Here is an 18,497-nt window from a genome sequence, read left to right on the forward strand (position 1 = left end):
TCCACACCAACATCAAGAAAAGAGCAAGGCAAGTCCCGTGACAACGGGGCTTGCCTTCGCGTTTCAGAAACGAATGGAGTTTCCCATGTCAGTCCTGAAAAGTTTCATTGCCGGCCAGTGGGTCGGCGAAAAGCCCGCCAAGGCCCTACCCAGCGCCATCAATGGCGAGATCGTCGCCCACACCCACGACGACACCCTCGATTTCAAGAACGCTGTTGAGTACGGCCGCAAAGTTGGCGGCAAGAACCTGATGGCGATGGATTTCCAGGAGCGCGCCCTGGCCCTGAAGGCCATGGCCCTGTACCTCCAGGAGCACAAGAAAGAACTCTACGCTCTGTCCATGCATACCGGTTCCACCAAGGGCGACAACGGCATCGATATCGATGGTGGTTTTGGCACCCTGTTCTCCTATGCCAGCATGGGCCGGCGCGAGCTGCCGTCCGGCAACGTTGTTCACGAGGGTCCGGTGACTCCTCTTGGCAAGAACAACCACTTTGCAGGCACCCATATCCTGGTGCCCCGTGGTGGCGTGGCCGTTCACATCGATGCCTACAACTTCCCGGTGTGGGGCATGCTGGAGAAGTTTGCACCCACATTCCTGGCGGGTATGCCGTCCATCGTGAAGCCGGCCACCTCTACCTGCTACGTGACCGAACTGGCGGTTCGCCTGATGCAGGAATCCGGCGCGCTTCCTGAAGGCAGTCTGCAGCTGATCATTGGCAGCACCGGCGACCTGTTCGATCATCTCGAAGAGCAGGACGTTGTTACCTTTACCGGTTCCGCCGCAACCGCCCGCAAACTCAAGAACCATCCGAACATCATCAATCGTTCGATTCCGTTCAACGCCGAAGCGGATTCCCTGAACAGCGCGATCCTCGCCCCGGATGTTACCCCCGAGCACGACGAATTCGACATCTTCGTGAAGGAAATACGCCGCGAGATGACCGCCAAGGCCGGTCAGAAATGTACTGCCATTCGTCGTATCCTCGTGCCGAAAGATCAGGCGAACGCGGTCTGCGACAAGCTGAAAGAGCAGCTTTCCAAGATCACTGTAGGTGATCCCTCTGTCGAAGGCGTTCGCATGGGTGCACTGGCCTCCACCGACCAGTTGGAAGATGTGAAGGCCAATATCCAGGAACTGCTCAAGACCAGCGAGCTAGTTGTGGGTGGCGAAGGCAACTTCAAGCCCACCGGCGATGGCACCGAGAAAGGCGCATTCATCGAGCCGCACCTGCTGCTGTGCCGGAACCCGGAAAACGGCTGCGGCGCCCACGATATCGAGGCCTTCGGCCCGGTTGCCACGGTCATTCCTTACGACACCGTTGAAGACGCCGTTGAGCTTTGCTCTAAAGGCCGTGGTTCCCTGGTCACTACCCTGACCACCCGGGACCCTGCCATTGCCGGCAGGATTGCGCCACTTCTGGCCGCTTTCCATGGCCGTCTGCACCTGCTGGATGCCGAAGCCGCGAAGGAATCCACCGGCCACGGCTCGCCTCTGCCCATGCTCAAGCATGGTGGCCCCGGGCGCGCCGGTGGTGGTGAAGAACTGGGCGGCATCCGTGCGGTTCACCACTACCTGCAGCGCACCGCGATCCAGGGCTCCCCGAGCATGCTGGCCGCGGTCACCCGCGAGTACGTACGCGGCGCTGATCTCATCGAAACCGACGTGCATCCGTTCCGTCGCCACTTCGAAGACCTGCAGATCAACGAGTCCCTGCTAACGCATCGACGCACCGTCACCGAAGCCGACATCGTCAACTTTGGTTGCCTGTCCGGTGATCACTTCTATATGCACTTCGATGAAATCGCGGCGCGGGACTCCCAGTTCGGCAAGCGCATTGCTCACGGCTACTTCGTGCTTTCCGCTGCGGCCGGCCTGTTCGTCTATCCGGGTGAAGGTCCGGTGCTGGCTAACTACGGTCTGGACACCCTGCGTTTCATTGAGCCGGTTGCCCCGGGTGACACCATCCGGGCTCGCCTGACCTGCAAGCGCAAGATCGATCAGGGTCGGACATCTCCGGACGGACACCCCCAGGGCGTTGTTGTCTGGGATGTTCAGGTTCACAACCAGAACGACGAAATGGTTGCGAGCTACGACATCCTGACACTGGTTGCCAAGAAGCCCGAGTGACACCGGGCTTCCCTGCTTTCTCCCTGTCTTGGACCCCAGGGAGAAAGCGTCAGGCAAATAAAAGGGGGACAGGTCGAAAGACCTGTCCCCCTTTTATTGGTGCAAGAAAAAACCCGGGCGATTACATGCCCAAGTAGGCCTCACGAACCTTCTCATTGCTGAGCAGTTCACGGCCGGTGCCTTCAATCACCACCTTGCCGGTCTCCAGCACATAGCCGCGATCAGCCAGCGCCAATGCCTGAGAGGCGTTCTGCTCTACCAAGAAGATGGTAATGCCCTCTTCCTTCAGTTCCTTGACGATGTTGAAGATCTCTTCGATGATCAACGGTGCCAGCCCCATACTGGGCTCGTCCATAAGCAGTAGCCTGGGTTTAGCCATCAGGGCGCGGCCCATGGCCAGCATCTGCTGCTGACCACCGGAGAGCTCACCCGCCAGGTTATGGCGCTTCTGACGCAGAATCGGGAACTTGGTGTACATCCGTTCCAGATCGTCCATTACCTCGGGCGTTTTGCCCCGGGTATAGGCACCCAACAGCAGGTTGTCGTGAACGCTCAGGTCCTTGAACACCTGGCGGCCTTCAGGCACCTGAACAATGCCATCGGCCACCCGCTGATCGGCGCTGATCTTGGACAGATCCTTGCCTTCGAAGGTGATGGCACCCCGGTCAGTGGGCTGCAGGCCGGAAATGGTCATCAGCAGGGTGGATTTGCCGGCACCGTTGGCGCCTACAAGTGACACGATCTCGCCGCTGTTGATATGGATATCCACATCATGCAGAACTTCGATCTGACCGTAGGAAGTAACCAGCCCCTTGATGGACAGCATTTCCTGCTTGGCATGGGGCGCCGTCACCCGGTCCGCATGCTTCAGGCCAAGACCACCGAACTTCTCCGGGGTGTAGCTGACAATCTGGTGCCGCAGTTCCCGGAACTCTTCCCGGACGCGCTCACCGAACAGCGGATCGTTTTCCACGTCCCGGGCTTCAATAATCTGCTGCCAGTCTTCTTCCGTCAACAGTTTACGGGCCCGCGGAATAACCACGCCCTCTTCCTTGCGGATGTGCTTGCGCAGGGCTTCCGTGAAACGCGCCAGGGCGTGACTGAATTCCTCGCGACCTTCCGGCCAGCCTTCCTCGCACTCGGCCAGCAACCGACGCAACTCCACCAGTTTTTCATGGCCGATGACATAGCCCTTCGCCAGCTTCTCTAGAAGAGGCGCCGTCTCAGGGGACTTCTCGCTGAGCCGTTTGTACAGCTCAATGTCCGTGGGCGTGCTATGGACCCGCTGGGAGAAGTGCTGAATGTAATCAAAAATGGTCTTCAGCAGCCGCTCATCAGGGCGCTGATCGTTGAGGTTCATATCACTCAGCAGCTGATCAAGCAGATCCAGAATCCGCCACAGTGCCTGGTGTTCATGAACAATAATCCGTACGGCCTGCTCACTGCGTGACTGGGCAGGCGCCATTTCAGTGTTTTGCTCGCTCATGTGAAATGTCTCCTTGCTCAGCCACCCAGATAGGCGGCGATAACATCCGGGTTCTGGCGGATTTCCTCAGGGGTTCCCTCTGCCAGAACACGGCCGTAGTTAAGCACCAGCAACCGGTCGGATATACCCATAACCAGCTTCATGTCGTGCTCAACCAGCATAACTGTGGTGCCCTGATCCGCAATTTTCCGAATCAGATCCTCCAGGGCAGCGGTTTCAACCGCGTTCAGGCCAGCTGCCGGCTCGTCCAGAAGGATAACCTTGGGTTCGGCGGCCAGTGCACGGGCGATTTCCAGGCGCTTGAGGGCGCCATAGGACATGGCCGAGGCCTCCGTATCCAGGTAATCACCACAGCCTACATACTCCATGAGTTCCGCAGCACGCTTGCGAGCGGCGTCTTCATTGCGACGCAGGGACGGCAACCGGAACAAAGTGGTGAACAGGCTGCTTTTGAGTTGCAGGTGGCGCCCCAGCATGACGTTCTCGATGGCGGTCATGTTCATGCAGATCTGCATCTGCTGGAACGTGCGGCACATGCCCCGCTCAGCCAGCTCATTCGGCTCAAGTTTCAGGGTACTTTCACCGTTGAGCAGGATCTCGCCCTTGGTGGGCGTATAGAGCCCGGTGATCAGGTTGAACAGCGTGGTCTTGCCGGCCCCGTTGGGGCCAATAACCGAATAGACCTGACCGGCTTCAACAGAAAAGCTGACACCTTCCACGGCGTGGACACCACCGAAGGCTTTATCCAGCCCCTTTACTTCGACCAGTGCTGTCATGCCTCACCTCCCGCTTTCTTGCGCATTTTCCTGGACACAAACGCGGTCAGTGTGGGCAACAGGCCCTTGGGCATAAAAATCATGGTAAGCATCAGTATCAGGCCGAACATGACGTGCTCCAGTTCCTGGAAGTCCGCCAGCACCTGAGGCAACAACTTGAGCACCACGGCACCGAGAATCACACCGAAGGTAGACCCCATGCCTCCCAGCACAACCATGGTGATGAAAAGGATCGAGAACTCGAAACTTGCCACCGCAGGCGTAATAAAGCCCTGGAAATGGGCATAGAGGCTGCCCATCAGGCTGGCGTAGATGGCAGAGATCACGAACACCAGGCTTTTGTATTTCGCCGTGTTTACACCGACAACACTGGCAGCCACCTCCGAGCCTTTCACTGAGCGCAGCGCGCGACCGATCGGCGACTCAATCAGGTTCAGGGCAAACCAGACTGCCGCCAGAAGCACGACGCTGGCAAAGATATACCAGGCCTGGAAGCCTTCAATATCGATGCCAAACAGCGAATAGCTACCAAAAGCACTCAGTTCCCAGCCAAACACCTCGAATGCCGGAACCGGCATGCCGTCGGGCCCGCCGGTGAGTGCCCGCTCGTTGTTCAGGATGATGGCAATGATGAAGCCGACGGCGAGGGTCGCCATGGACAGATAGTGGCCCTTCAGACGCAGAATCGGTCGCCCGACAATCCAGGCAATAAAGCCCACGACAATTGCTCCGACCACCAGTGCGGGCACTGAAGGCCAGCCATAGGTCCCGGTCGCGATGCCGGTAAAGTAGGCGCCAAGACCGAAGAAGCCGGCGTGGCCAAGACTGATCTGGCCAGCAAAACCCACCAGGAGATTAAGGCCAACCACCGTGGCAGCAATGATCGCCATCTGGGTAACCAGCTCATAATGGAACGGGTTGCCGAGAAAAGCGGGAAGAATGATGAGGATCAGGGCGAGAATAATCAGCCCCCGGAGACGCGACTGCATAAACATGTTCAACATCAGACGCGCTCCACTACCTTGGCACCGAACAATCCGCGGGGCATGAAGAACAGCACCAGCAGGATCATGGAGAATGCCACGGCATCCTTATAATCCGATGAGATGTAGCCGGCTGCCATGGCCTCAACGATACCCAGTGACAGACCGCCGACAACCGCGCCAACACCGCTACCCAGGCCGCCAATCGCAGCCGCCACAAAGCCTTTCAGCCCGAGGATGATACCGATGTCGTAAGAAGTAAACGTAATTGGAGCAACCACAATACCGGCTACCGAGCCCAGCAGTGCTGACACCATAAACGCCAGCATCAGAACCATCTGGGTACGGATACCCACAAGGCGCGCCGCTTCCTTGTTCATGGAAGTTGCCAGAATCGCTTTACCAATCAGAGTCTTGGTAAAGAACAGCACCAGACCCACAACCAGAATCGCACCGATACCCAGAACCCAGAGACTCTGGCTGTTCAGTACAGCGCCGAAGACCTCGATAGGCTGGTCCGTGCTGAAATTCTGCATCACGTGGTATTCCTTGCCCCAGACTACCTGGGCAATACCGCGAATAAAGATCGACGCACCGATGGTGATAATGATCAGGGTAACAACATCGGCCTGCTTGGCAGGCGCAATCGCGAAGCGCTGCAGGGCGATGCCGAGGATACCGGCCAGGACTACAGCCAGCACGACCGCCAGGATCATGGGTACACCCATGGCCGTAAGGGAAACCGTCGCCATGCCTCCAATCATCAGGAACTCGCCCTGGGCAAAGTTGATGACGTGACTGGCGTTATAGATCAGGGTAAAACCGAGGGCTATCAGGGCGTAGGTCGCACCGATAGTAATCCCGGTGAACAGGTACTGTAAGAATTCTGCGAGCATAGCGGTGGTTCCGGTCGAACATCGGCTGGCGACTTGCCCTGAAAAGGGGTCATCGCCAGCCGCGAGACAGGTTAAAGGGGGATCAGTCGATTAGTTTCCATTCGCCGTTCTGGACTTCCAGAATGCGGAAGGATTCCGGATCAAGGCCGTTGTGGTCTTCCGGGGACATGTTGAACACGCCCGTTACACCGACATAGCCCTGGATGTTTTCCAGCGCGTTACGAACCGCTTCCGGATCGGTAGAGCCAGCTTCTTCCATGGCGCGAACTGCCAGCATCAGGCCGTCGTAGGCATAGGCACCGAAAGTGGACACCTTGGAATCCCAGCGGGCTTCGTATTCAGCCTTGTAGTTCTGGACCACTTCTTTCTGGGGATCGTCCTCCGGCAGGGAATCCGGCACCAGCAGCGGAGAAGCGGGCAGACGCAGGCCATTAGCCGCGGAGCCAGCGAGCTCGAGGAAGCTGTCGGATGCGACACCGTGAGACTGGTAGAACGGAAGCTCCATACCCAGCTGGGCATAGTTGCGGGTTACGATGGCCGGACCCTGACCAAAACCGAAGTTCAGAACCGCTTCCACACCACTTGTGTTACGGATATTGGTCATCTGGGCGGTCATGTCTGTATCAGATCCGCTGTAGGTAACGTCGGCTACAACCTCCATTCCCATCGCTTCGGCCACTTCCAGAGTCTGGGTACGACCCGAGCTTCCGAAACCACCGGTGCCGGAAATCAGACCAAACTTGGTAATGCCGCGATCCTTCATGTCCGTCAGAATACGCTCTGCCGCCATGCGGTCGGTTTGAGGAGTCTTGAATACCCACTTTTTGACCGGGTTGGTGATAACCACAGCACCGGCCAGGGAGATGAACGGCACTTCTGCCTGCTCAATCAGCGGTACCGCCGCCATGGTAGCGCCGGTAGTACTGCCGCCAACGATGACATCAACCTGGTCCGAGCGGATCAGGCGACTGGCAAAGTTACGGGCAGAGGAAGCGTTGCCAACGTCGTCATAGTGGATCAGCTCCAGTTGACGACCAAGGACACCACCTTCTTCATTAATTTTTTCAACGTACATCTCGAGCGTTTTCAACTCGGGATCGCCGAGAAAGGATGCCGGACCCGTAACAGACAGGAACGACCCGATCTTGATTGGTTCAGCTGCCTGGGCACTCATCATGAGAGTCGCAGCAGCAAATACCGCGCATTTTCCTGCGCGACGCATCATCGTTTTAAGCATTGTTTTTATTCTCCCGAATTGTGCAGGGGCTTGAGTGTGTTGTTTTTACTCCTTCCATCCCTGGTTGCAGCGATCCTGTTTTTTGTCTTCGCTATGATTCGATACCGCTTGCATTTTACAATCGAACTTATTGTATCATAACCGCCATGTCAACCAATTTCAGGGAGTCTGACCTAGGCCCTTTCAGTAATACCGACACTCAAGCGATACGGCAGCACAGCAACCAGAGACAGGCCTTTACCTGACACGCAAGACCCGCATAATACACACAACCTGTTTCATTGATTCTTATTTGCGAACCCAGACCATGACTGCGAAAAACCAACTAGAACTGCTCATCAAAAACTTCCAGGAGAAGCGGCCACTACGCGCCGGCTCTCTGATCATTACCATCTATGGCGACGCTATCGTGCCCCGAGGCGGTAATGTCTGGCTTGGAAGCCTGATGAAGTTGTTAGAACCCATGGGCATCAGCCAACGATTGGTGCGCACGTCTGTGTATCGTCTGGTTCAGGAATCCTGGCTACAAACAGAAAAGGTCGGGCGGTGTAGCTACTACAGTCTTACCGGCCCAGGACTGCGCCGTTTCGAGCAGGCTTTCCAGCACGTTTACAATCTCGATACTGAAGAGTGGAGCGGTAGTTGGTGCCTTGTCTATCTGAATCAGCTGTCTCCAGAACTTCGCCAGAAAGTCCGGGAAGAGTTGAAATGGCTCAGCTTTGGCAGTATGGCTCCCGGCCTGATGGAACATCCCCGATTCACACGCAGCGAACTGATTCCAATGCTCCAGGAATGGGGCGCTCTGGATGACACTATCGTGATGCAAACCATGCCTATGGAGCAGAAAAGCCCTAAAGCACTTCGCCTTCAGGTTCGTGAAAGCTGGAACCTGGACGAACTGGGAGGCCGCTACCGACGCTTTTTGAGTCAGTTCCGACCTCTATGGCGTGAACTGCAGTCTGACGATATCCTAGCCCCGAAGGAATGCCTGCTTCTCCGGGTCCTTTTGATCCACGAATACCGTAAGGTTCTGCTGCGGGACCCACTGCTACCGGACGAATTGTTGCCGGGAGACTGGGAAGGTCGCAGTGCCAAGCAACTCTGCCGCAACCTATACCGCCAGATCTACGTTCGGGCCGAACAGTGCTTGGACGAGACATTGGAAAATGCCTCTGGTCCCCTACCAGGGCCGAGTGACAAATTTTACAAGCGGTTTGGCGGGCTGCGGGATTCAAGCACTATCAACGATGCCATTCCTGAGATACGGAGTACCCAATTCGGCTTATTTAAGGGATAACGCTATCAGCTCTTCAATGTAACGGGATAGCTTCATGGCATGAAGCTCCTATTCAAGGCTCTATCATGCCGGATTTTCCAGTTTTAAATGGACCGACATTCTGGGGAAGGGTCACAGTCCTCACCTTACGGAGAGGTCTCTTCTTGCGTAAAAATTTCTGCCCAGAAGTCGCTAGAATAGATCAGCGTGACGCTCGAATATGCGAACAAGGTCCGCTAAAGACCTGACTCCCAGCTTTTGCATCATATTGTGCCTATGTACCTTAACCGTAACCTCAGCAACTCCCAGATCGGCGGCAATTTGCTTGTTGAGCCTGCCCGTTACCGCCTCTTTCAGAATTTCCAGCTCCCTCGGCGTCAGCAGATTTACTCGGTCTCTTAGACCTGCCACCCGACTGAGCTCATCGTGTCTTTTAGTGTCCCGCTCAAGGCCCTGTTTTACCGCCTCCAAAAGATGCTCTCGATTAACAGGCTTCTGAAGAAACTCAACAGCTCCCGACTTGATTGCCTTTACGGACATAGGAATATCGCCATGGGCGGTTACAAATACAATCGGTATGGCCTCTTCTATCGCAATGAGGTAGTCCTGCAGTTCGACGCCAGTCATTTCAGGCATACTCACATCCAGCACCACACAGCACGGCGTTTCGAAAACCACCTGCTCCAGAAAAACTTCCGCGGACTCACAGGACACGACCTGAAAACCATGAGACCGAAGCAAGTTACTAATCGCCTCCCGCATTGAAATGTCATCATCCACAATGTACACGGTGTATGCGTCATTCATTGTTTCTATCTTCTGTCGGCAAACTCAACTGAAACGAAGCGCCTTCATGCTCGGCTTCATTGTCAAGAAGGACAAGGTCCCCGCCGAGCCGTTTCGCAATCGTTCGGCAGATAGAAAGGCCCATACCCAACCCTTCGGATTTGGTAGTAAAGAATGGCTCGAAAGCCCTCGCTCTGACCTCGGGAGCAACACCTGGGCCGTTATCGGCGACCTGAACAAGAATAGTGTTGGTGTCCGAGCAGAATCGGACCTGCAGCCGGAGTGTTTTACCGTTATTATTCAGATCCTTCATGGAATCCATTGCATTGAGGATGAGATTTAGGAGAATCTGTTGTAACTGCACTTTATCGCTGGTCGTATCAGGCAGCCCCGGGGCTATATCCGTATGGAGTTCAACACCGATTTTTAGGGCAGTCTCATTTACGAAATCCAGCACATCTGATATCAAGGCAAGCCAATCTATGGGCTCAGAAGTTGTTCTGTCCCGTTTCATGAATCCCCGAATACGGATGGCGACATTTGCCGCCCGCTCTCCATCCCTTAGTATACTCCCGATTGCTCCGGCAGCTTCGTCACAGTTGGGCGGTGAATGAGATAACCATTGCAGTGCAGCCTGACTGTTCGAAACAATCGCAGAAAGCGGCTGATTTATTTCATGAGTGATCGATGCAACCAGCTCGCCCATGGAGGTCACTCGCATGACTCTAGCCAATTCTAGATGAGCCTCTTCCAGTTCAAGCTTCGCCTGTTTACTCTCTCTGATATCCTCCACGACCCCCACCAGCAAGGGGGGCGTGTCCTCTGTTTGCGGAATTACTGAGACACTTGAACTTGTCCAGACAGTCTCACCCTGCTTGCTAACGAACCGCTTCTGATAGTGATAGTTTTCAATTTCGCCCGAGAGCAACTGGCTCAATCGACTACCGGTAATCGACCGATCGGCGTCGTGAGTTGTTTCTATTACCGAGCAACCCAGAAGTTCTTCCGCACTATATCCAAGCATATGGCAGAATGCGGGGTTCACGTTTACGAAGGTCCATTCTGTATCGACCACAGCAATGCCGACCGCAGAGTTCTCATGAATCGCTCGCCAACGTCCCTCTGATTTCCTAAGTGCGTCAAAACTGCGCTGCAGCTCCCTGCGGCTTTCAATCAATTCTCGGGTAAGCTGCATAAGGTTTGTGTCTCGGGACTCCAGTTCCTGCTGAAGCGCGAGCCTCGTTTCCCGCATCATCACGAGATTGCGGACTCTTGACAACAATTCGGGAACAAAGAAAGGCTTGGTGACATAATCCTGAACATATTTCGAGAGCAATTCGTTCTTGACGGTGACCTCCGAATAGGCCGATAGCACAAGAATAGGAATCAGTGCGGCATCGATCCGGTTACGGATCGACTTGATCATCTCGTCGCCACTGTACTCCGGCATCATGAGATCAGTTACGATCAGATCTGGCTGAGTCGATTCCAACACATTCAGGGCTTCCTTTGCTCCAACAACTGCAATCACCTGAAATTCATCACGGAGAACACGGTGGATCAGCTCCCTCATTTCGCGATTGTCATCCACGACCAACACCAAGGGTTTTCCGGTTACTTGCGGGTCTGATCGATTTTCCTCCTTACCGCTTTCGCTAGAAAAAAGAGGGGTTGTCTTACGGTCTGTGTTTTTTAATCTCGCCCGAACACCCGTGCCAAAGGGCGCCTGAACAGGTAGTTCAACGCTGAAAACCGTGCCTCCAACAGACGAGTTGGCTACAGTGACATTTCCACCGAGTAGGTCAACAAACTCCTTGACGATCGCCAGACCCAACCCTGTCCCTTTGCGTGAACTCTGAAGCAGCCCCTCTCCCTGTTCAAATCGTTCAAAAATTTTTGCTCTCTGATCTGAGTCGATACCCGGCCCTGAGTCCTTCACACTGATCAGGATCCGGTTGTCGTCAACTTTATCAACTGTACAGCTGATTCGGCCTCCCCGGGGCGTAACGCTGAACGCATTGTAGATAAGGTTAAAGACAGTCTGGCTTAGCCTCTCACGATCAGCCTCAATCTCAAGGTCGTCCGGGACCATTAAGGCAAACGCTATGTTGTTCTGAAGGGCAATGGCATCAAAATGGCAGGCAACCTCTTTTATGAATTCGGACAGAGAGATCACTTCATAGAAAAGCTGAACCTTTCCGGCATCCACTTTGGCAAGATCCAACAGTTCATTCACGAGGTTTAGCATGGTGATGGAATTTCGCCGAATGGCGGACAAATCGGTCATCTGCCTTTCAGAGAGACCGGTGCCATTTGAGAGAATATCGTCTACAGGACCAATTATAAGAGAGAGGGGAGTCTTAAGTTCGTGACTGATATTGGCAAAAAATCGATTTTTCTTTTCATCCAGCTCACGATTTTTTTTAAGCAACTCTTCAAGCTCAGTCTTTTTCCTTGCAACCTCAAATTCAACCTTCTTTTTCTCGGTGATGTTACGGCCCTCAGCCAGAAGAAACCGCACTTTTCCGGACTCATCCTTCAGGGGTGTCAGTGAGTAATCGGTAATAATCGTTTTTTCACCACTAGCCTCACCATAAACCTCAATATCGCGACGAATGAACTCCCCTCTTGCAGCCCGCCGCACCAAATTTCGCTGGAGCGTTTTGCTCTCCTCGGAGAGTGCGAACCAGCGAGCCTCCCAGAAAGGCGTTCCTACAACGTCTTCCATGTTCAGACCGGCGCCCCGCAAAGCGGGAATATTGATTTCGAGAATATTACCTTCAGCATCTAAAAGACCAGCGAAATGGTACATCTGGTCCAGGATAATTCGGGCAAACTTTTCCTTCTTCGTTTGATAATCGTCCTGACTATCAAGATCCACACTACCGATCCTGAACGTTTGTTTATCTCTAAAGATTCTTTTTAGGAACTCATACATGCCCAAAACCTGTTTTGCTTTTCCAGCCCGGTACTAAGCTACCCAGTTTCATAGCCGAAGCGACCCGATCACCTTTCCAGGATAGCAGTCTCTCGGAGCTGAACTTAAAACAGGGGCAAGAGCGATCACTCGCCAAAGCCCCAAAGGGCACAACAACAAACTACGCAGGTAAAATCCTGACAGGGTTTAGTGGCCTCCTCCCCGGTTTAGGTTAACCAGTTGAGCATAGGTGTATTCGAGGAGCCCTTCCTCGCCAAATTCAACGCCAATACCCGACTTTTTGCAGCCACCAAACGGGCAGTGGGGCAGGACCTCAGCGTGGTTGTTGATCCAGACAGTGCCAGCCTCAATCCGAAGAGCTAAAGCCTTAGCCCGCTCAACATCACTACCCCAAATGGACCCACCCAAGCCGTTTGGATTGTCGTTGGCTCGCTCGATCACTTCATCAATGTCGGTGTAGCGAATAATCGGGAGGACCGGACCAAACTGCTCCTCGTCCACAAGGCGGGTACCATCGGAAATATCAGCCACTATCGTAGGTGGGTAGAAGTACCCTTCGCCCGGGAGCCGCTTACCACCACAAACAACTCGGGCACCCTGTTTTTGGGCGTCATCCACAAGCTCTTCCAGATAGTTGAGCTGTTTCAGATTCTGAACCGGACCGAAACTGTTGGCTGGGTCAAACCCGCTACCGACCCCCTGCTCCGTCGACATGACGGCCAAACGCTGAACCAGCTCTTCATACAGAGATACATGAACGTACAGTCGTTTTAATGCCGCACAGGTCTGCCCCATGTTGATGAATGATGCCTGAAATATGGCTTCGGTAATTTCATCGAGATCTGCGTCATCCAGCACGATTCCGGCATCATTCCCCCCAAGTTCTAGAGTCAGCCTTTTCAGCGTATCAGCAGCATTGCGCATGATCGCCTTACCAGTGGGCGTTGAGCCGGTGAATACTATCTTACTGATGCCAGGATGTGCGCTCATAGCGCCTCCAATCTCTGCATCACCCGTTACACTATTAACTACACCAGGCGGAACCACCTCGTTTATGATCTCAACCAGTCTAAGGGTACTGAACGGTGTTAAAGAGGCAGGCTTGATGACCACAGTGTTTCGGGTACGAAGCGCTGGCATTATATGCCAGACGGCAATCATGAGCGGCCAGTTCCAGGGTGTGACCGAGCCCACAACGCCCAACGGCTTGCGATGGAGTTCGGCGAGCCGGGCATCGCTATCTTCGATCACCTTCACGGGTATGGTAAGGTCGGCGGCGTATCGTGTCCAGGCCACCGCGCCACCGACTTCCATCTGAGCAAGAGCCAGGGGTTTTCCCTGCTCCCAAACAACCATTTCAGCCAATTCAGAGGCATTAGCTTCAATGCGATCTGCGATGGCACTCAACATGGACTGAATTTCCCCATCAGGAACATTCTGCCAACTTCTAAAGGCGTTTTCCGCCGCAGTCACAGCTTGATCCAGCTGATCACTTGACGTTCCGGGGCAGGTTGAAAAAACACACCCGGTCGCCGGGTTCACTACTTCGATCGGTCCAGCTTCTCCAGACCTTTTGACACCATCGATCATAAGGGATGCTTGATAGTTCATATTCGTCTCCTTGGAGAGCTTCAGTCTGCGTTAACCGTCAAAGATTTCAGGACTTCGGTTTCCGATACCACAGTGACTGCACCCTTCGGCGAGAAATTCTCGATATCACCCGCCAGAAATTTGCCCACATCGGAGGCCATGGCGTCTGCCAGTGCCTGTCCATGCTGAAAAACGGCTTCGAAATACACAAAATAGGGAGCATTATTATCATCAGTTACGCTATAAGACGCCGATAACAATCCCGGCAATTCAAGCACCCTCGAAAGATGCTCACCCCGGTAATAGTAGAGAAAGGCCTCTTCATCCAACGGCCGCGGGTATAACACCAGAAGCTTTTTCATAACATTAGCCCTAGAAGTTCAATGTGTAGCTCAGAACAAAATTGTTCTGGGATTCCGTCGTTCTCACAGGATGCCCCGTGTTGGTGTTTTTCGGATTCGTCCTGTCGATCTCGAGATTGTGAGAATAGGCAAAATCGACCTGTCCGTGGGACGATATCCGATATGAAAAACCGGCCGATAAGATACGGGTTGGCGTGACTGGCAGTGTTACAAAGAGATCATGATCAGGAACCACTTCGGAGCCGTGCCGGTAACCTGCCCTCAATATCCAATCGTAAATGGCATAATCAGTGCCAACGGCAAGAATGGTCTGATCCTTGTAATTCTGAGGAACCGTAAGGTTCAGATCATCACCACTATCACTGGTGAAGCTCACATGGAGGTCCTTTAGGACATCCCGCCAGAACACTCTGGTTACATCCAGAGACAGACTCCAGTTGTCCTGCAGCTGATGGGTAACACCAGCTCCCAAAGATGCCGGCATCTGAAAATCCCGAACATGTACACGCCCGCTTATGGGGATCTGCCCGGCAACCTGATCTACGGCCGTCAGAACCGCTCCCCCCTGAAGATCGTTCAGGTGGGTTCCGAAGTTATAGGCCGCGCCAAACCGGGTATCCTCAGACAGACTCCAGTTCAGGCCCAGCCGACCGCTCACCCCCCAAGCGTCCGCTCCACTGCTAAGCGGGTGATCCCTTGTGAAACTCAGATGGGCTCCATCAAGGGCGGGCAGCGTTGCCAGGGCCCCCAGTAGACTTCCGTTTACACGACCGTCGGCGATAAGGCCACCAACTTGATTGGCTCCAAGCAACAGATTGAGGTTCATACCGCTCCATACAGCATCAACAGTAGCCCCTACAGAAAGGGCTTCATTGATCTGAAAGCTGAGCGCAACAGGAATATCAACAACCAGCAATCGGCTGCTATTTTCTAATCCGGTCGCAGTTCCACTGGTGCCATCAGAAAGAAAGCTGTCGCTTCCATATTCAGTCCCCAGGCCACCCAGTGCAAAGGCACCAATTCCGAAAGACCAAGAACCACGGTTCAGGGTGTAACCTATTTGTGGGGCAACATAGGGCCCCCTGTTATCCCCTCTGTCAGATGACCGAATCCGTTCGCCCGTCACCAGGTCCTCGTTTACAATCTCAGCGGTGATCACATCCGCACCGATGCTGAAACGACTTCCCTCTGGCGCGATGGACAGCGTGGCAGGGTTAACCATCATTCCAGCCACCCCCACATCCTGAGCCATAGCCGTTCCGCCCATAGCGCGGGAAACTGCACCATAGCCTTCAAGCCTCAACCCTTCGGTAGCCCAAGCTACCTGAGACGCGGCGACTAGCGACGCGCCGAGTAAATCAGTGACTAGTCGATTTCTTCGCATGGTAAGCCTCTTTTATTGTTGTCTTGAATGATGTTGTCGGGTTTTAGCGATCATGCGGAACTGTGGGAACTTGTCCTTAGCGCCTTCAACCCGATAACAAACAGAGCCCATAAAGCCAGAACACCGAACAGATAGGCTGGCGCGAGCGCTAGTACACTGAAGATGTTGCCCTCGCCGTATACGTTCGGGCCAAAGGTCAGACCACGATTTTCAGAAAGGTTGGAGAAAAAGTAGAAACCAACGTTGGACCAGCCATCCGCGACGATGATCCAGCCCAGAATTCGGGCTTTTCTAGCCTCGAAGTCAAGATGCGGAAGAATGAAAGCAACGGCGATGACCATCATCCCGTTCAGGGCTGGCCCGATGTGGGCCTTAGCCCAACCTTCAGGGGTTCCCGGGACGTCAAACTCCACGATATAACCTGGGATAATTTCGAATCCACCGACAAGATTCATCCACAGCGCAACCCCGAACACCAAGGTTGAGAAAATCATAAGAACACCGTGTCCGGCCATTTTCTTTTCAAATGCACCAAACATAAAACCTCCAGAATCATTTTTGTATTTGTTGGAATAAAGAAGAATTCGCACCCTTGCCTACTGCCTTCAGGCAATTGGGGAGGGGTTGTGGTGGTACTTGCTGGCGAAGAAGAGCAACGGCGCCTGGCTGCCCGGCTCGGACCTACCACAGGCCGTTACCTTGGCTATGAACAGAGTGTGATCATTGACGTCTACCATTTTGTCCACTCTGCACTCGAACCAGGCGATGGCATCGGCAAGGGTCTTATAAGCGTGGCGCTTCGTGAATTCAGGAGGGGGCGCATCATTAAAATCCCGCCGGCTGAAATAGGCGGAATAATCCTGGTGATTCTCTCCCAGAATGCTCACACCAAAACAGCCATTCTGAGCAAGTATGCTGTGCATTTTCCCGGGTTTCAGCGAAACCATAATGGTCGGCGGCTCCAAACTGATGGACGTAAAACTGTTTACCGTCGCCCCATGAATATTTCCATCTTCGTCCTCGGAACTGATCACACCAATGCCGGTAGCGAAAAGTGAGACGGCCTGACGGAAGGATTGGCCATCAAGATCTTCTGAAACTGAAAGTTTTTTTGCAGTCATTTTCTCTCTCCTTTATCTTGCTTGAGCCAGTGACCATCCGGTCAGATGGTCACTCTTTTTAGGTCAGGCTGCCCGCCTTTCGGAGTACTTCTCACACCAAGCCATCAAGCGCTCGGAGCTGGAGAAGTAATCCCACTGTTTCTCCGGATAGTTGAAGTTATTGGTAAACTCATCAGCCATTTCACGACTTTGGCTAAGCGTGCCGATGAACTGCTGGAACTCTGGAGGCAACTCCTTCAGATTCTTCAACATGTAGTTCGTCCAGCGGGTAGCACAGATCACCCTGTCCTCCCGACGGGCTTCAACGTGTTCAACAAAACGCGCATCAAAAACACTAGTCCCGACAATCTCTTCACCGAGAACTCTCGCCGCGTGGGAAGCCATATTGGCCCCCTGCCCTAGAAGAGGATCCACGGTTGCCATGACATCTCCCAAGCCGATGACCGTTTTCCCATTTCTAAGACGTGCAGCCCCCTCCCGATAGATAGGAGGAACTGCTCCCTGAAGAAGGTCATTTGAACCCTCGACGAGATCGAACGCCTCGGGATCAATCCGCTCGGCAACCGACGGATGGTGTTTGACGAGTTTTTCAAGCAGCAGATTGAGAAAAGCCCGAGGATCCTCGTCATATTTCACTTTGGAAAGAATTTCTAGCTCGCCACCGATATGATTCTCCATCACCAGAGCCGTGCACATCCCATTAAAAGTCAGAGTAGGGATCTCAATCATCTCGCCCGCACCTGGCGAGAAAGACATGGTCACCGCGCGAATGGGTGCTTCTTTGATGCCTTTAAAAAGGCCAACACATAGTGCTCGCTGCGGGCTTTTGAAGGGGGTCGCAGATTCCCGGGACTCGAAGAGGGATCCAAACCCAGCCTTGCCAGTACAGACGACCAGCAAATCGTATTGCTCCGACAGGGTTTCGAGATCCTCAGATGTCACCTGCTCAAAGACAAAACGCCCTCCCCTTTCGGTAAAGGATTTCATCAGCTCAGGGAGATAAAGTCGGTAGTCCACTGCCCGACTCGGCGCCTCCATATCACCGTAGAATCGAAGGGGGGTAGGTGTTCCAACGTAGTAATAGTGTCCGTAGTAACCGTTCTCGTTCACCGACCACTTGTTTACGTTGAGGTCCGATTCCCGGGCGATAGTAACCGAATGGTGTGCAACGGTATTGAGAAGGCGGGAAGCCCTGTAGTCCTCCGGGCGCCGATCCGAGTATATGGTTACGTCGACACCATGCTGCCGAAGATACAATCCCAGATGCAGACCTGCTGCGCCGGCACCTACGATACAAATTCGTTTGCTCATGAAAGTCACCTCAGTGTTATTGTTGATTCAGAACAACTTCACACTAGCTTTGGCGACAAACCGGAACAATTAACCATGGTTTAGAGCTGGGCCCGATTCTCGAGAAGGCCGAAGAAGCGATTTAGAAGAAACAGGCACAGCTGATCAGAGAGCTCGACACCGTTCGCCCTACACTTATTCGTACCCAGCGGGCGCGCCCAGGGAGATGAACCAAGTTGGA

General features: G+C 53.8%; 15 protein-coding genes and 1 pseudogene. 2 read left to right on the forward strand and 14 right to left on the reverse strand.

Annotation, left to right across the window (positions count from 1 at the left end; all coding sequences use genetic code 11):
- Positions 1-85 precede the first annotated feature (85 nt).
- Complete coding sequence (gene paaZ, locus B3M52_RS00830) at positions 86-2,131, forward strand: phenylacetic acid degradation bifunctional protein PaaZ (RefSeq protein ID WP_286748509.1); 2,046 nt, start codon at positions 86-88, stop codon at positions 2,129-2,131.
- Positions 2,132-2,252: 121 nt separating this feature from the next.
- Here paaZ and B3M52_RS00835 read toward each other — a convergent pair whose 3' ends face one another.
- The 6 genes and pseudogenes from B3M52_RS00835 to B3M52_RS00860 all read right to left on the reverse strand — a co-directional run bounded on the left by B3M52_RS00835 (position 2,253) and on the right by B3M52_RS00860 (position 7,509).
- Positions 2,253-2,957 (reverse strand): ABC transporter ATP-binding protein, encoded by a 705-nt coding sequence (locus B3M52_RS00835; RefSeq protein WP_227519413.1) that lies wholly within the window; start codon positions 2,955-2,957, stop codon positions 2,253-2,255.
- Between the two features lie 210 nt (positions 2,958-3,167).
- Positions 3,168-3,617, reverse strand: a pseudogene (locus tag B3M52_RS00840) (hemerythrin domain-containing protein); the annotation flags it as partial.
- A gap of 17 nt (positions 3,618-3,634) precedes the next feature.
- On the reverse strand, positions 3,635-4,393 hold the full coding sequence (locus B3M52_RS00845; protein WP_286748510.1) for an ABC transporter ATP-binding protein: 759 nt from the start codon (positions 4,391-4,393) through the stop codon (positions 3,635-3,637).
- Complete coding sequence (locus B3M52_RS00850; RefSeq protein WP_286748511.1) at positions 4,390-5,397, reverse strand: branched-chain amino acid ABC transporter permease; 1,008 nt, start codon at positions 5,395-5,397, stop codon at positions 4,390-4,392. Before B3M52_RS00850 ends, B3M52_RS00845 begins: the two co-directional genes overlap by 4 nt.
- Positions 5,397-6,272 carry a branched-chain amino acid ABC transporter permease gene (locus B3M52_RS00855; protein WP_286748512.1) on the reverse strand — a complete coding sequence of 292 codons (876 nt, stop codon included), beginning with the start codon at positions 6,270-6,272 and terminating at the stop codon, positions 5,397-5,399. The genes B3M52_RS00850 and B3M52_RS00855 overlap by 1 nt, the downstream gene beginning before the upstream one ends.
- An 82-nt stretch (positions 6,273-6,354) precedes the next feature.
- A complete protein-coding gene (locus B3M52_RS00860) occupies positions 6,355-7,509 on the reverse strand; it encodes an ABC transporter substrate-binding protein (protein ID WP_286748513.1) in 1,155 nt (384 codons plus the stop codon).
- 307 nt (positions 7,510-7,816) lie between these two features.
- Between B3M52_RS00860 and paaX the strand changes: the two genes are divergently transcribed.
- Positions 7,817-8,806, forward strand: coding sequence for a phenylacetic acid degradation operon negative regulatory protein PaaX (paaX, locus tag B3M52_RS00865; RefSeq protein WP_286748514.1), 990 nt, complete (start codon positions 7,817-7,819; stop codon positions 8,804-8,806).
- Between the two features lie 171 nt (positions 8,807-8,977).
- On the opposite strand, the gene B3M52_RS00870 is transcribed toward paaX, so the two are convergent.
- From B3M52_RS00870 to styA, 8 genes are all read right to left on the reverse strand, one after another.
- Complete coding sequence (locus B3M52_RS00870) at positions 8,978-9,592, reverse strand: response regulator transcription factor (protein WP_286748515.1); 615 nt, start codon at positions 9,590-9,592, stop codon at positions 8,978-8,980.
- On the reverse strand, positions 9,585-12,452 hold the full coding sequence (locus tag B3M52_RS00875) for an ATP-binding protein (protein ID WP_286748516.1): 2,868 nt from the start codon (positions 12,450-12,452) through the stop codon (positions 9,585-9,587). The genes B3M52_RS00870 and B3M52_RS00875 overlap by 8 nt, the downstream gene beginning before the upstream one ends.
- A gap of 243 nt (positions 12,453-12,695) precedes the next feature.
- Positions 12,696-14,120, reverse strand: a complete 1,425-nt coding sequence (locus B3M52_RS00880; RefSeq protein WP_286748517.1) for an aldehyde dehydrogenase family protein — start codon at positions 14,118-14,120, stop codon at positions 12,696-12,698.
- A 20-nt stretch (positions 14,121-14,140) separates the two neighbouring features.
- Positions 14,141-14,461 carry an EthD family reductase gene (locus B3M52_RS00885; RefSeq protein WP_286748518.1) on the reverse strand — a complete coding sequence of 107 codons (321 nt, stop codon included), beginning with the start codon at positions 14,459-14,461 and terminating at the stop codon, positions 14,141-14,143.
- 10 nt (positions 14,462-14,471) lie between these two features.
- Complete coding sequence (locus B3M52_RS00890) at positions 14,472-15,845, reverse strand: OmpP1/FadL family transporter (RefSeq protein WP_286748519.1); 1,374 nt, start codon at positions 15,843-15,845, stop codon at positions 14,472-14,474.
- A 50-nt stretch (positions 15,846-15,895) separates the two neighbouring features.
- Entirely contained in the window at positions 15,896-16,384 is a 489-nt protein-coding gene (gene styC, locus B3M52_RS00895; RefSeq protein WP_286748520.1) for a styrene-oxide isomerase StyC, read from the reverse strand.
- 66 nt (positions 16,385-16,450) lie between these two features.
- Entirely contained in the window at positions 16,451-16,966 is a 516-nt protein-coding gene (gene styB / locus B3M52_RS00900) for a styrene monooxygenase NADH-dependent flavin reductase subunit StyB (RefSeq protein WP_286748521.1), read from the reverse strand.
- 63 nt (positions 16,967-17,029) lie between these two features.
- Positions 17,030-18,277 carry a styrene monooxygenase subunit StyA gene (gene styA, locus B3M52_RS00905; protein WP_286748522.1) on the reverse strand — a complete coding sequence of 416 codons (1,248 nt, stop codon included), beginning with the start codon at positions 18,275-18,277 and terminating at the stop codon, positions 17,030-17,032.
- Between the last annotated feature and the right edge of the window lie 220 nt (positions 18,278-18,497).

The sequence above is a fragment of the Marinobacter sp. UBA2688 genome (genome assembly GCF_002352785.1).
In the GTDB taxonomy this organism is placed as follows: domain Bacteria; phylum Pseudomonadota; class Gammaproteobacteria; order Pseudomonadales; family Oleiphilaceae; genus Marinobacter; species Marinobacter salarius.